This window comes from Roseburia sp. 831b, assembly GCF_001940165.2.
In the GTDB taxonomy this organism is placed as follows: Bacteria; Bacillota; Clostridia; order Lachnospirales; family Lachnospiraceae; genus Roseburia.
This window is the reverse complement of the sequence record NZ_CP135162.1, coordinates 1,690,001-1,705,000: the sequence shown is the minus strand read 5'-3', so window position 1 is coordinate 1,705,000 and position 15,000 is coordinate 1,690,001. Positions and strand designations below refer to the sequence as shown.

Annotated in this window: 7 protein-coding genes and 1 pseudogene (1 of these 8 running past the window's edge); 7 read left to right on the top strand and 1 reads right to left on the bottom strand. The window is 40.7% G+C overall.

Features of this window, described 5'->3' with window-relative positions; genetic code table 11:
• Window positions 1-60: 60 nt before the first annotated feature.
• The 7 genes from BIV16_RS07950 (at window position 61) to BIV16_RS07920 (ending at window position 13,438) form a co-directional block, all read left to right on the top strand.
• Window positions 61-3,636 carry a carbohydrate binding domain-containing protein gene (locus BIV16_RS07950; RefSeq protein ID WP_075681522.1) on the top strand — a complete coding sequence of 1,192 codons (3,576 nt, stop codon included), beginning with the start codon at window positions 61-63 and terminating at the stop codon, window positions 3,634-3,636.
• A gap of 187 nt (window positions 3,637-3,823) precedes the next feature.
• Window positions 3,824-5,272, top strand: a complete 1,449-nt coding sequence (locus BIV16_RS07945) for an HD domain-containing phosphohydrolase (protein ID WP_075681520.1) — start codon at window positions 3,824-3,826, stop codon at window positions 5,270-5,272.
• Window positions 5,269-7,977, top strand: coding sequence for a response regulator (locus BIV16_RS07940; protein WP_075681518.1), 2,709 nt, complete (start codon window positions 5,269-5,271; stop codon window positions 7,975-7,977). Before BIV16_RS07945 ends, BIV16_RS07940 begins: the two co-directional genes overlap by 4 nt.
• A 198-nt stretch (window positions 7,978-8,175) precedes the next feature.
• Window positions 8,176-9,483 (top strand): O-acetylhomoserine aminocarboxypropyltransferase/cysteine synthase family protein, encoded by a 1,308-nt coding sequence (locus BIV16_RS07935; RefSeq protein ID WP_075681516.1) that lies wholly within the window; start codon window positions 8,176-8,178, stop codon window positions 9,481-9,483.
• Window positions 9,484-9,685: 202 nt separating this feature from the next.
• Window positions 9,686-10,015 carry a nitrous oxide-stimulated promoter family protein gene (locus BIV16_RS07930; protein ID WP_242940408.1) on the top strand — a complete coding sequence of 110 codons (330 nt, stop codon included), beginning with the start codon at window positions 9,686-9,688 and terminating at the stop codon, window positions 10,013-10,015.
• Window positions 10,016-10,030: 15 nt separating this feature from the next.
• Complete coding sequence (locus BIV16_RS07925) at window positions 10,031-11,770, top strand: ABC transporter ATP-binding protein/permease (protein ID WP_075681512.1); 1,740 nt, start codon at window positions 10,031-10,033, stop codon at window positions 11,768-11,770.
• Window positions 11,771-13,438: an ABC transporter ATP-binding protein gene (locus BIV16_RS07920; protein ID WP_075681510.1), complete on the top strand. Its 1,668-nt coding sequence runs from the start codon at window positions 11,771-11,773 to the stop codon at window positions 13,436-13,438.
• A gap of 372 nt (window positions 13,439-13,810) precedes the next feature.
• Here BIV16_RS07920 and BIV16_RS07915 read toward each other — a convergent pair.
• Window positions 13,811-15,000, bottom strand: a pseudogene (locus BIV16_RS07915) (transposase) (it continues 188 nt past the right edge of the window).

Below are 15,000 nucleotides of genomic sequence, written 5' to 3'. Positions count from 1 at the left end.
GTACATGCATCAGAGTAGTGGGACACTCGAAAGGATGCAGAAAGAAAAGGGAGGTTTTTTATGTTAAGCAAATGGAGTAAGGAGAGAAAGCGCTACATGATTTTGGGCGCGGTGATAATTGGGGTAATTATCGCGGGAACTTGTCTTTGCATTTCACTTTTGAAGCAAAGACAAGAGACAGGAGCAAAAGATGTGATGGTCAAGGAGGAGACTGAAAAAGAGGAACAGATAGCACAGGAGGATGAAGAGCGGACGATGGAACCAGAGACAGAAACGGATTTTGTTCCACCAGAAGAATATGCATCGGTAATTACAATTAAGATTAATCCAGAATTTCGTATTTATCTTGATGAGGAAAATAATGTACTTGCAATAGAAGCGGTCAATGACGATGCAAAGCAGGTGATTGAAACATTAGATAAAAAAAATCTGACATTAGAAAAATGTATGGATGAGATTATATCCTGTACGTATGAGATGGGATTTTTAAAAGCAGATGGAAAGATTCAGCTATCTGTTACGTCTGAGCAGGAAGATATTCAGAATCTGGTTATCAGAAAGATAAAAGATGCGATTAAAGGGGCGGTAGAAAGTAAAAAACTTTCAGTTATGCTTGTCGTGACAAACGACAATACATTGGAAATGCTTGGAACAGTCAATAAAGAGAAGAAGAACAGTCAAAAAGTGAATGTTGTTACAGCAAATAATACGTCAGGAAGCGAGGCTATAAATGTGACTCCAGAACAGAATGTTAGACCATCTGGTACATCGAGCACACCAGGCGAACCAGAGAAACCGGACACACCAAAGAAGCCGGATACACCAGCTGAATCGGACACGCCAGATGAACCAGAGAAAACAGACATACCAGAGGAACCGGGCACACCAGAGGAGCCGGACACACCAGAGGAACCGGGCACACCAGAGGAGCCGGACACACCAGAGGAACCAGACACACCAGAGAAACCGGATACACCAAAGGAACCAGACTGGTCGAAATATCATATGGTGTGGGAGGACGAATTTGAGGAGGCTTCTTTGGCAGAAACGGATTGGAACTATGAAATTCATGAGCCAGGATGGGTAAATGAAGAATTGCAATCCTATGTAAAGAGTGATGATAATGTTTTCTTAAAAGATGGTAATTTAGTTATCCAGCCTAAGAAAATAGTAGATGAGAATGGAAATGTCAGCTATACATCTGGAAGAGTAAATACACAGGGAAAACATGATTTTAAATATGGTTATTTTGAATGTCGCGCAAAAGTCCCAGAAGGTTCTGGTTATCTGCCGGCATTCTGGATGATGCCATCCAATGAAAACCTTTATGGTCAGTGGCCAAAATGTGGTGAAATTGATATCATGGAGGTAATGGGACAGCAGACAAATAAATTATATGGAACCATTCATTATGGAGAACCACATGCACAGAGCCAGGGAACGAAGATACTTAGGAGTGGAGATTTTGCAAATAAATATCATGTGTTTGGATGTGAATGGGAGCCAGGTTCTATAAAATGGTATGTAGATGGTGTTCTATATCATGAGGAACAGGACTGGTATTCCACAAAGAAAAACGTGGGAACGGTTGCGTATCCGGCACCATTTGATCAGCCATTCTATATGATTTTAAATGTTGCGGTTGGTGGTTCTTGGGTAGGTGATATCGATGAAGAAACACCATTTGATGAGCGCGCACAGCTTGTCGTTGATTATGTGAGAGTATATCAGAAAGACAGTTATGATGAGAATGTGACAAAACCGAAAAAGGAGATTGTGTTACGTAATCCAGATGAAAATGGAAACTATATTAATAACGGAAGTTTCCAGACGAAAGAAAGTTTAACAGATGATGTGGATTGGAAATTCTTAGCTGCAAATGGTGGAGAGGCACAGGCTGTGATTGAAGATAATATGATGAAGATCCAGACAAAGAGTGCTGGCAGTGTAGATTATAGCGTTCAGCTTGTACAGGCAGGAGTTCCGTTTAAGAAGGGGGCAACCTACGAGGTGTCTTATGATGCCAAAGCAGCGGAAGCAAGGACTATGAATACGGCTGTGAAAGCACCAGATCGGTCTTACATGGCGTATATGAGTGAAAATACAGTATTAACGCCAGATTGGACGCATTTCGCTTATACCTTCAAGATGACAGAGGATAGTGATGCCAATGGCCGCTTGGAATTTAATATGGGAAATGCAGGTTCTATTGCAGAAATTGATTTAAAAAATGTTGTGATTCGAATGGTAAGCGATGCAGATCCAAATGAACAGGAAGAAAAAACAATTCTTGCGAATGGAAGTCTTGTATACAATGGAGAATTCCAGGAAGGCGAGGGAAGATTTGCATACTGGGAGACATCTGATGCTGGCGCAGTGTCTGTTACAAATGAAGATAATGTCAGGGAGCTTCATGCAATAGTAGCACATATGCAGGACAATCCACTTGTGGTGGAACAGAAAGGACTTGCGTTTAACGATGGTGTCAATTATGAATTGTCTTTTGTTGCAAGAGGAAATGTAGCTTTACTTGTAAAAGCAGCAGGCGTGGAGCAGTCGTATACCTTAACGGATCAGAGTCAGACTTATACCATGAAGATTCAAGACAATGTTTATGAAAACAAAGATTTACGATTTGAAATGACCGGAAATGGGGAAGTATATCTTGACAATATCAAGATTGTAGAAGATTCTTTGATAAAAAACGGTTCTTTTAATGCAGGTCTTTCCGGTTATGAGTTCTACAAATATTCGGATGGATTGGCAACGGTTGTGGTAGACAGCTTAAAGGAAAATAATGCAGCAGACATCACAATTGAAAATACAGGAGATACAGACTGGTATATCCAGTTGAAACAGAATGACATTGTGTTAGAGGAAGGTCAATGGTATCGTTTGCAGTTTGATGTGAAATCCGACTTAAACCGTAAGATTATGTATGCGATTCAAAGAGATGGTTCCGCAGATAATAACTGGATTCCGTATACAGGAAGTAAGATTGTGGAATTGCGGGGGGATAATCAATATCAGACAATAAGACTTGAGTTTGAGATGTCAAGCGCAACAGACTTGCATTCGATTTTGTCCTTTACACTTGGAGCTGTTGATGGCATACAGATTTCACAGAAACATCGTGTCTGCTTCGACCAGATTTCCTTAGAGAAGATTGAGGCACCAGTGATTACGCCGACGCAGCCAGAAGGAGAAAATATATTAAATGGTCTCTATACTTATGCGGACCCTGCATGTAATGTGTCAGCATCGCAGGAAGATGGTGTTTATACACTTGCAATCGACAATTCTGGAACAAACAATTGGGATATTCAGCTTGCACAGCAGAATCTTGTTTTGGAAAAGAACAGAAGGTATCGGATTAAGTTTTCCGTCGTCTCAGATGTGAATCGTACATGTAAACTTGCATTCCGTGATCCTGCGAATGGCTATAAAGGTTATTATGACGACATCACAGTAACAGCAGGCCAGCAGCTCGACTATGAAGTAGAAACAATCTGGACAGAGGATACAACGAATACAGGAGAGTTTGCGTTGCTTCTTGGAACACCGGAAAGTGGTGCTGTGTTAGGAAACCATAATCTGACCATGCAGGATGTATCTGCAGCCTTGATTGCAGAGTAGAAATTGTGTGGGTGAAAATATAATTTTTACATAAAAGAATATAAAATAAAAAATCAGGTCCTTTTTAAGAAAAATTCTTTCAAGAAGGACCTGATTTTCTTAGGAAAAGGGATTTTAGAAAAAGGAAAAACATGCTATACTTAAGGGTAGTATCAGGTGTACACACGAGGAGGAACATGTAGAGTTTATGAGATATATTTCACTAAAGAATGCAAAGACAGGAATGCGACTGGCATATGATGTATATGATTCATATGGAAGAATTCTTGTGGGAGCAAACACTCCGCTTTCAGAAAACTATATTGAACGCTTGTTAGACTTTGGTTTTGACGGGGTCTATATTAGTGACGATTTTTCGGAAGATATTGAGATTGAGGCAGCAATTTCCCCACAGCTTCGCGCAGAGGGGCTGCAGAGCGTCAGAAACCGCGATGTCGATATGTGTATGGATGTTGCCAAAAAGATTGTGGAGGAGATTTTAGATAAGGGAAATATCTCACTGGATCTTACGGATCTTCGAACCTATGATGATTACACCTATGCCCATTCTGTAAATGTGGCTGTCATTTCCTGTATTATAGGAATGGGCTATCAACTGCCAGAGGAAGATCTTCGCAATCTCGTGATAGCTGCGTTGTTACACGATTTTGGAAAGTTACTGATTTCTCCTGATATTTTAAATAAACCGGGGCGCTTAACACCGGAAGAGTACGCCATTATCAAAACACATTCCAGACTTTCCTATGAATTGATTTGTGAGAGATGGGATTTGTCAGCGCAGGTAAAAAATGCAGTATTACTTCATCATGAAAATGTGGACGGAACCGGATATCCGAATGGAATTACCGGAGATGAACAGACGCTTTTGACCAAGATTTTGCATGTGGCGGATGTTTACGACGCACTGGTGTCTAAAAGACCTTACAAAGACCCATATTCGCCGAAAGAGGCGATTGAGTATCTGATGGGAGGCTGTGGATTCCTTTTTGATAAAGAAGCAGTAGAGATGTTAATGTGCCATGTTCCGCTTTACCCGAAGGGTACGGAAGTGAGCTTATCTAATGGACAAAAAGGGATTATTTTTGACAATAGTGAGGTTCACAATCTAAGACCTGTCGTAAAACTCTATTCCGGGGAATTGCTGGATCTTTCCAGAAAAGAATATCTGAGTATCGGATTAGAGTGCATCACAGACCAGAAACAGGAAGTGATGGAAGGGTATGAGGAAGAGCGTAAGGAAATGATAAAAGATTTCTACCATGCCAAGGTTATGGTGGTAGATGATATGAAATCCAATCTTCAGGTACTCAACGAAATCTTAAAATATAGTTATGAGGTTATCTTGATGAAATCAGGAAGTCAGGCGCTTACCTATCTCGAAAAAAAGGGATTTCCGGATTTGATTCTTCTTGATATTGATATGCCGGAAATGGATGGCATTGAGACGGCGGAGCGCATGTTAGAGCTTACAAAAGGAAAAGTTCCGATTATCTTCGTGACAGCGCTTTGTGACAGGGAGACAGTGCTTCGCTGTAGACAGTTAAAGGTATCCGGCTATATTGTAAGACCGTATAAACCGGTATATGTTCGATCAGAAATAAAAAGAATTTTGGAAGGACGTAGTGATATCGGATGATGATTGCAATACAGTGTATTTGTTTTTTGATAACGTTTTCTGTTATATTCTATTATATAAGAAAGGGCATTCAGTCTAAGGCACACAGACTGTTGCCCCTTTTACTTTGTCTAATCAGTGCCTACAATGTATTGCAGGTGTTGCAATATGCGATTGACTTAAGCAAGGTCATCGTTATCTTGGAAAATGTGATTTTGATACAGGCACTTTATGTTCTGGTGTATTATATTCTGGAATTTAGTTACTTAAAAATGCCAAAATGGGGAGATGCGTTGTTGATTTTTAGCATGCTATTTATGTATGCAATGGCAATGATTTTGTATCATAATCATGAGTTATACCGTCTTTGTTTTACCATTTATATTTTTTTATATCTGATTCTGGTATTGGTGCTGGCAACCTATGTATATCAGAACTGTTATTTGAACATGAGGGAACATCACGTGGCAAATATGTTATATCTTGCGCTGGTGTTGCCGGAGATTGCACTATTGATTCACAATTTAACAAAGATGCCGGAGGATGTGCTTGTTCCGATTTCCATAGCAGGGTCGTGTCTGATTGCTTTATATTTGATGAAAACAGACCAGCTGGAGGATACGTCAGTACTATTGCAGGAAAATCTGTTTGATTCCTCGGATGCCGCAATTGTATTATATGATGAAGATGGATATTTTTTAAAGGCAAATCAGGCAGCAAGGACACTGTTTGAAAAAGAGGAAAAAGAAGTTCCCATAGAACAGCAGAAGAAAGAAAATCTGGATCAGGCTGTGGATGAAGAATTTTTGATTGGAAAAAGATGTTATCGCTGCCATGTGGAAAAGAGGAAGGTGCATGGAAGGTCATGTGGCTATATCGTTTCGTTTACCGATATTACGAAAGAAAAGCAGGAAATGCAAAAGATGGAGGAACTTCGTCAGGAAGCAGAGAAACGTTCCGTCTTTAAGAGCAGATTTCTTGCCAATATGAGTCATGATTTAAGAAGCCCGCTCCACGCGATGCTTGGATTAAACGATATTTTGCTCGCCAGAAAGGATTTATCGCAGAGAAACCGGAATTACCTAAAACAGATGAAAAAAGCCGGTGCATCACTGCTTTCGATTGTAAATGATATTTTGCTCTATTCTAGAATTGAGACAGGAAAGCTTATTTTACTCCGGGAGGCGTATTCGTTCCGGGAGCTGATGGAGGAACTAGCACAACTTACCGTGGTTCAACTGAAACAAAAACAGGTACAATTTTCATTGAACTATCGCACAGAATGTCCAAAAGAACTGGTGGGAGATTCGCTAAGGGTCCGTGAGATGCTGCAAAATATTTTGTATAATGCAGTGAAGTATACGCAAAAGGGCAGCATTACCTGTGAAATTTTTGCCGAGATGGAAAAGAAAGAAAATAAAGTAAATAAAGTAAAAATGACCTGCATGGTGAAAGACACCGGGAGCGGAATGAGTGAGGAAGAAATTGAGGAAGTTTTTGAAGAATATGTGACCCACGCAGGGGCAGATAAGGAAGAGGGGATTGGATTAGGACTTGCGATTGTAAAAAATCTCGCCAGGCTTATGGATGGGGAAGTGAAAGCTTTTAGTGATGGAAAAACGGGTACTACAATTACACTTTCTTTTTGGCAGGAATTAAGTGAGAACAGTAGTGTAATCGAGCCATCTCACTGGGAGAGTAAGGAGCCGGTATCTGACGAAGAGGAAGAGGAGACCTTTTTTATCAAAAACTGGAATTATCCAGAGGCGAGGGTACTTCTTGTAGATGATATGAAAGTCAACCAGGAGATTTTTGCGGAATTAGCATCCATCTGGAACATCAAACCGGAGGTTGCCTCAAGCGGAGAAGAAGCACTTGAGCGTGTAAAAAGGCATCCTTACGACCTTTTGATTTTAGACCAGATGATGCCTGGGTTAAGTGGGATGGAGACGGCGGAATTACTGCGGAAAGAATACAAGATGCCGATGATTCTTCTGACAGCGGATGCATCCAATGAGACAAGATTAAAGGCAAGAGAACACGGAATGGAAGGTTTTCTTACCAAACCAATTAAATTAAATGAATTAAATGCACAATTCGAACAATTTCTCCCGGAGGCATTCAGAGTTTCCTGTGTTGGGCAAAACATGGAAAACTATCAAAGTGATGCAAGTCTGCGGGAACAGAACAGACAAAAGACGTATCGTGTGGTGGTAAGGGAATTAGAGGAACTGGAAAAAAGTCTGGAACAGTATGCAAGGGAAGATGTCGAACTTTTCCGTATCAAGGTGCACGGCGTGAAAGGGTTGATGAGACAGATGGGATTCCCTTCGATGGCACGTTCTGCGGAGATTATGGAAATGGCGGCAAAGGCAGGACATTTACTCTTTTTGCGGGAGAACCTGGGAGACTTTATGGAAGAGTACCGGGAGGTACTCGAAGAACTTCAGGAAAAATTAAAGCGTATGACGCAAAAGGAGACTGCACCTGTAAAAGAAGTGGTTTCGCCAGAGGAAGAACGAAGATGTTGGGAGGACGTGAAAAAAGGATTTGATGATTATGATTTGAATGCAATTGAAAAAGCGATTGCACAATTGCAGAAAATTGTATTAGAGGATAGAAAGGTAAGTCTGCTTGCAAAGCTTTGCGATGCGATGGAACAGATCGAGTATGAGACGGGCAGCGAACTCCTGGAAGAATTCCTGACCAAAGAGGAACAAGTATAACAGGATTTGTGTGGAATAAGGACATCATTCAGATATAGGATACGCCTATAACTGGATGATGTTTTTTCATATTAGACAGGTAGGAATTAAGATGATAAGATGTCCTTGTAATCAAGTAGGAAATAAAAACAGAAGCACAAAAAAGAAAAGAATGCTTCATGTGAAAGATATATTTTTCTCACAGGAAAGGAGTCTATTATGGCAAAAAAATCATATTCAGAAAGAAATTTAAAATTTGAAACTTTACAGTTACACGTTGGACAGGAGCAGCCAGACCCGGTTACCGATGCAAGAGCAGTTCCAATCTATCTGACATCCTCTTATGTATTCCATAACAGCCAGCATGCAGCAGACCGTTTCGGCCTTCGTGATGCAGGAAATATTTACGGAAGACTTACCAACCCGACAGAAGATGTATTCGAGCAAAGAATTGCAAAATTAGAGGGTGGTGTTGCAGCACTTGCTGTTGGTTCCGGTGCAGCAGCATTGACTTATGCATTCCAGGCAGTGGCTCATGCAGGAGACCATGTGGTAGCAGCAAAAAATATTTACGGTGGAACATATAACTTATTGGCACACACACTTCCAGATTACGGAATTGAGGCAACTTTCGTAGACCCATTCGACTATGATGGAATCGAAGCTGCCATCAAAGAAAATACAAAAGCAATCGAGATTGAAACACTTGGAAATCCAAACTCAGAGGTTGTGGATATCGAGCGAATTGCAAAAATTGCACATGCGCATAACATCCCACTTTTGGTGGATAATACATTTGCAACACCATATCTGGTTCGCCCGATTGAATATGGCGCAGACGTTGTCATCCATTCCGCAACCAAATTCATCGGTGGTCATGGTACTACAATCGGTGGTGTTATCATCGACAGCGGTAACTTTGACTGGGAAGCAAGTGGAAAATTCCCATGGTTAGTTGAGCCTAATGTATCATACCATGGTGTCAGCTTTGCGAAAGACTGCGCTCCGGCAGCATTTGCTACCTATATTAGAGCAATCCTCTTAAGAGATACAGGTGCAACCATTTCACCGGTACATTCCTTCATTTTCTTACAGGGACTTGAGACATTATCCCTTCGTGTAGAACGTCATGTAGAGAATGCACTTAAGGTTGTTCAGTACTTAAAGGATCAGCCGCTTGTAGAGAAAGTAAACCATCCATCTATTTCAGAGGACCCAGAACAGCAGAAACTCTACAAAAAATACTTCCCAAATGGCGGTGGCTCTATCTTTACCTTTGAAATCAAAGGGGATGCAAAAAAAGCACAGGAATTTATTGATAACTTAGAGTTATTCTCACTTCTTGCAAATGTTGCAGATGTGAAATCTCTTGCAATTCATCCTGCATCTACCACACATTCCGAGTGCAACGAGGCAGAGTTGTTAGATCAGGGAATCAAACCAAACACAATCCGTCTTTCCATCGGAACAGAAAACATTGATGATATTATTGAAGACTTAGACGAGGCGTTTAAGGCAATCCAGTAAGGAAAACTGCCATAATCTGTAAGTCTTAAAACAAGAAAAAGGCACTATTGATAGATTTTATCAGTAGTGCCTTTTTTGTTGCGTTACCAGAAAAAATTCGCTATTCTATTGTGGTTAGAATGGACTAACTAGCAAAAGAGAGGGGAATATTCCAGTGGATGTGAATAAGAAAAGACAAGAAGAGGAGCGCATCGTGCGCCTGATGATAGAGGTGTATTGCAAAAAGAAACATAAAACAAAGGGGGGACTTTGCGCGGAATGTAAGGAACTTGCTGATTATGCTGCGCTTCGCACCAGCAAATGTCCGTTTATGGAGACCAAAACTTTTTGTAGTGCATGTAAGGTACACTGCTACGCACCGGAGAAAAAGGAAAAAATCAAAGAAGTAATGCGTTTTTCCGGACCACGGATGCTATGGTATCACCCGGTTCTTGCAATCAAACATGCTTATGTAACCATAAAGAATGTAAGAAGCAAGAAGAAGTGTGAAAGTCAAAATACACAAAAGATAAAAAATGTGATGGAAAGATAGAAAAGAGGATATAACATGTTTCACAAGAGACTAATGCGTGAGTTTAAAGAAAATCAAAGTATGATAGCTGGCATGGTGTTGACGCAGTGGCTCATGCTTTTTGCCAATATTGTACTAATGATTGCAACTGCGGATATGGTGGAGGCGGTTGTGAAGGAAAAAGGTATACCACAGACTTTCATACAGCTTGTGGTAACGCTTTTTTTGATACTTATTGTGAGAGGATTTCTTTCCTATTGGAATCAACAGCTTTCTTTTTGCATCTCAAAACAGTTAAAAGAGCGCCTCAGAGCGTTGGTATATGAAAAACTGATGCGGATGGGAAGTAACTACAAAAATAGTTTAAAGACGGCGGAGATTGTCCAGATTAGTACTGAAGGTGTAGAACAGTTAGAAATTTATTTTGGAAAATATGTACCGCAGTTTTTTTATAGTATGATTGCACCGCTTACCTTATTTGTGATTGTAGGAGAAATGAGTTTAAAGGTTGCACTTGTGTTACTGCTTTGCGTGCCGTTAATTCCGATTTCCATTATTGCAGTCCAGAAGTTTGCAAAAAAGATGCTGGCAAAATATTGGGGAACTTACACACAGCTTGGAGATTCATTTCTGGAATGCCTGCAGGGACTTACAACGTTAAAAATTTATCAGGCGGACGAGCGCTATGCAAAAAAGATGGACGAGGAGTCTGAAAATTTCCGTAAAATTACAATGCGTGTGCTCGTGATGCAGTTGAACTCCATCAGTGTGATGGATTTAGTTGCCTATGGCGGAACCGCAGTCGGAATTGTTCTTAGTATTTTGGAATTACAAAAAGGGGCAATCCATTTGCCACAGTGCTTTTTTATCATGATGATTTCATCCGAATTTTTCCTGCCGCTTCGTCTGCTGGGGTCTTTTTTTCATATTGCAATGAACGGAAATGCCGCGGCAGATAAAATTTTTGCATTGCTCGATGAGAAAGAGGAGACAGTAGAGGCGACAGAAACAGAAATGGAGACAAAGGAGCAGGGGCTTAAATTGGAACAGGTTTCATTTTCCTATGAAGAAAATCAGCCGGTGCTTAAGGGCATTTCCATGACGGCAAAAAAGGGGCTGACTGCGATTGTCGGTGAGTCTGGCTGTGGAAAAAGCACACTGGTTTCGCTGCTTATGAAAGAACAGAAAAAAAAGGCGGGAAATATCCGAATCAATGGAAGAAAAATAGAAGGCGTTTCCTCGGAACTCTCACATAAAAAGATTACAAGAGTCTGCCATGACAGCTATCTTTTTGCAGGGACCGTCAGAGAGAATCTCCTTATGGGAAAAGAGGATGCGAGTGACGAAGAAATGTTAGAGGCACTTCGCAAAGTAAACCTGCTTTCTTTTGTCAGGGAAAATGGTGGACTTTCTATGGTGCTGTTGGAGAAAGCGTCTAACCTGTCCGGTGGACAAAAGCAAAGGCTTGCCCTTGCACGTGCCTTGTTACATCAGACGGATGTCTATTTATTTGATGAAGCAACTTCTAATATTGATGTGGAGAGTGAAAATGACATTATGCAGGTCATCAGCCAGCTTGCAAAAGAGAAGGTGGTACTGTTGATTTCTCATAGGCTTGCGAATGTGACAAAGGCAAATCAGATTTATGTGATGAAAAATGGGACATTTGTGGAACATGGTACGCACGACGAACTGCTGGGGCAGGAAGGCTATTATGCAAAATTGTTCTTAGAGCAGAAACAGTTAGAGCGGTATCAGGATAAGAAAGTAGGTTAGATGGGCATGGAACAGAGGAAAACAAAAAACAGAAGTGCATTTGGAGTAATGCTTGGTCTGATTGGTATGGTAAAACCATTGCTAGGGCTTATGGCAGTAGCAATTTTAATGGGATGCATGGGAAATCTTGCAGCAACTTTTATCACAGTGCTTGGCGGAGTAGGACTAGGGAAGGTGCTTGGCTTTTATGCAAACATTAGCTGGCGATTCTTATTTACGGTGATTGTCATACTTGCGGTGTCAAGGGGGATTTTGCGTTATGCAGAACAGGCGAGCAACCATAATATTGCGTTTCGCCTGCTGGCAAGAATCCGTTCGAAAGTGTTTGCTTCCCTTAGAAAATTAGCTCCGGCAAAATTAGAAGGAAGTGAGAAAGGAAATCTGATTTCGGTGCTTACAAGTGATATCGAGTTATTGGAAGTTTTTTATGCACACACCATTTCACCGATTGCAATTGCAGCAATTACATCTGTAGTTATGTGTATTTTCCTGGGGCACTACCATGTGAGTCTTGGAATCCTTGCGGCTGTCTTTTACATGATGGTAGGAGTGGTGATTCCGGTTTTAAATGGAAAAGCAGGGCAGGAGTATGGCATACGCTACCGGAAAAAATACGGTGATTTAAATACCGTTGTACTGGACAATTTATATGGATTAGACGAGATTATCCAGTATGGTCAGCAAAAGAAACGCCTTGCAAAGATGGAGGCGTGCACCAAAGAGTTAGAAGAATTAAATCGTACGCTAAAGAAAAAAGAGGCAATCCAAAGAATTACAACGGACAGTGTGATTCTTTTAGCGGGGATTGTGATGCTTGGAATATCGAGTTTCCTATTTGAAAAAGGGATGTTAGACAAAGGAGAGGTATTGATTGTAACCATTGCCCTGATGTCCTCTTTTGGGCCGACCGCAGCATTATCTGCGCTGTCAAACAATCTGAATCAGACGCTTGCAAGTGGAAACCGTGTCTTAAATCTGTTGGAGGAGGAACCGGTTGTCTATGATGTGACAGATGGCGCTTCGTTTGAAGAAGGAGATATTCTTGCAAAAGACGTGACATTTTCTTATGAAGATGCAGATTCTGCGGTGCTCTCTGAGTTCAGCCATGTATTTTCCAAAAATACGATACATGGAATTCTTGGAAAAAGTGGTTGTGGAAAATCAACCCTGCTAAAACTGATGATGCGTTTTTATGAAGTGTCAGGTGGCAGCATCCAGTATGAAACTACAAATGTAAATGAAATTACGACAAAGGAATTAAGAAATCACATTTCCTACGTGACGCAGGAGACCGTTCTTTTTTCCGATACGATTGAGAATAATATTAAGGTTGCAAAGGAAAATGCGACGAGAGAAGAAGTGATAGAAGCAGCAAAAAAAGCGTCTCTTCATGAGTTTGTATGCTCACTTCCAGATGGTTATGACACAAAGTTAAGCGAGTTAGGAGACTCCGTATCAGGAGGGGAGCGCCAGAGAATTGGAATTGCGAGAGCTTTTTTAAGCCAGGCAGATGTCATTTTCTTAGACGAGCCTACCAGTAATCTGGATAGTTTGAATGAAGGCATTATTTTAAAAAGCCTGGAAAAAGAAGCAAAGGATAAGACAATTCTTCTGGTGTCACACCGTAAATCGACAATGGGAATTGCCAAAAACGTGCTGCACATGTAACAAACACTGTCATATCCATCACAATTTCAAAAGATAGCATAATATCTGCCACAATTTCATAAGAAGAAATAGAGTTGACAGCACTTTTTATCAAAGTTATACTTTGTGGAGGGCTTCATGGACAGACCTATTATTAGGTAATTGCGAAACAAGTTCGCAATCTTGATTGAAAACAAGGATAGAATCCTGCAATGCAGGATTCTTGGAATGGAAGGTGGCAGTCATTCATTTAGGGCATGACAAAAAGGCTTCATAGTTAGTATGAAGCAGAAAAATTTATAAAATCTCAATTTTAAGCAATCAAAGGCTTAAGACTTCGGATGTATTGATGTTGATGAATTTTATCAGCAACGATTACTGTAACAAGTTGAGCTATGCCAGCCAAAAGTAAATCGGCATGAAGCGTTTTTTCGTTCTGGGTTTTACGATTAGCTACGCAAAAGCTGTCTTTAAAGTGGTTAATAGATTTTTCAACGTTTACACGGATTTTATATGTTTCTTCCCATTCGTCTGACCCCCGTTCCACTCCGGGATAGGCACGAAGATTCTTTTCGGGATAAACGTAAATCATTCTTCCACAGGAAGATGTTGTGCAGGGATTATCACAATGGCATACACGGCGTTTTGTTTTATCTGCTTTATTGTATTCCCATTTCATTTTCGGGCAGACAAATTTCATCGTGGGAATTTTGCTTTTTAAGTGTGATTTACTACCTTCTCTTTTCATAGGAAGCGAAGGATCATGAGGACAACAGGGAACACCATTTTCGTTGATGGTATAACCGTTATCTTCCATAGAAAGTTTAACGCGGAGAGGAATAAATGCTTTTTCAAATCCAATTTCACCGAAAAGAGATTTGTAGATTTCAATCGTGTCAAAAGCAGCATCACCAAGAAAAGTCTTAGGGGCGATAAGCGGATGCTTCTGAAAGAAATCAACCAGGACAGGAAGCAGGGCTTTTGAATCGGCAAGAGATTTATCCTCATCAGGAGAGTCAGATTTCTTTTCCACAACGATATCCGGATGAGCCTTTAGGAACTCTTTGTTATAGAAAGTGATATCACGGACAATACCAAGTCCGTTGGTTACAATGCCAAACTTATAGGCGTAACAGAAATGTCCATTAATGTACATCTGCTGGATTGCCTGATTGGAAGCAGCATGCGTAGGCATGGAACCATAAGCAGCCTTATAAGGATCATAGGAATCATCAAGGTTATGGGATTTCTTGAAAGCCTTTAACTGCTTGATAATACGGTTTGCGTATTTTGGATTATTTTCAGTCACCCAGGCTTCAATGCCAGAGGTATCGAAGATGGTCATAGCCGCCAGATGAGGATCAAGTTTTTGGCATATCGGTTCGGTCATATCAACCATGTGAACGAACATAGATTGTAAGTCCATCAGGAAATCCTGTTTAAAACGGGTAAATTTTGAGGCATCAGGAACAACATCAAAGCCACAGAAATCACGTAATTCCTGAGAGTATTTCAAGAAAACGATTAGGAGCATATCAGTCGGGATTGAGAATATACGCTGAATCAGAAAAGCTTTAAGCATT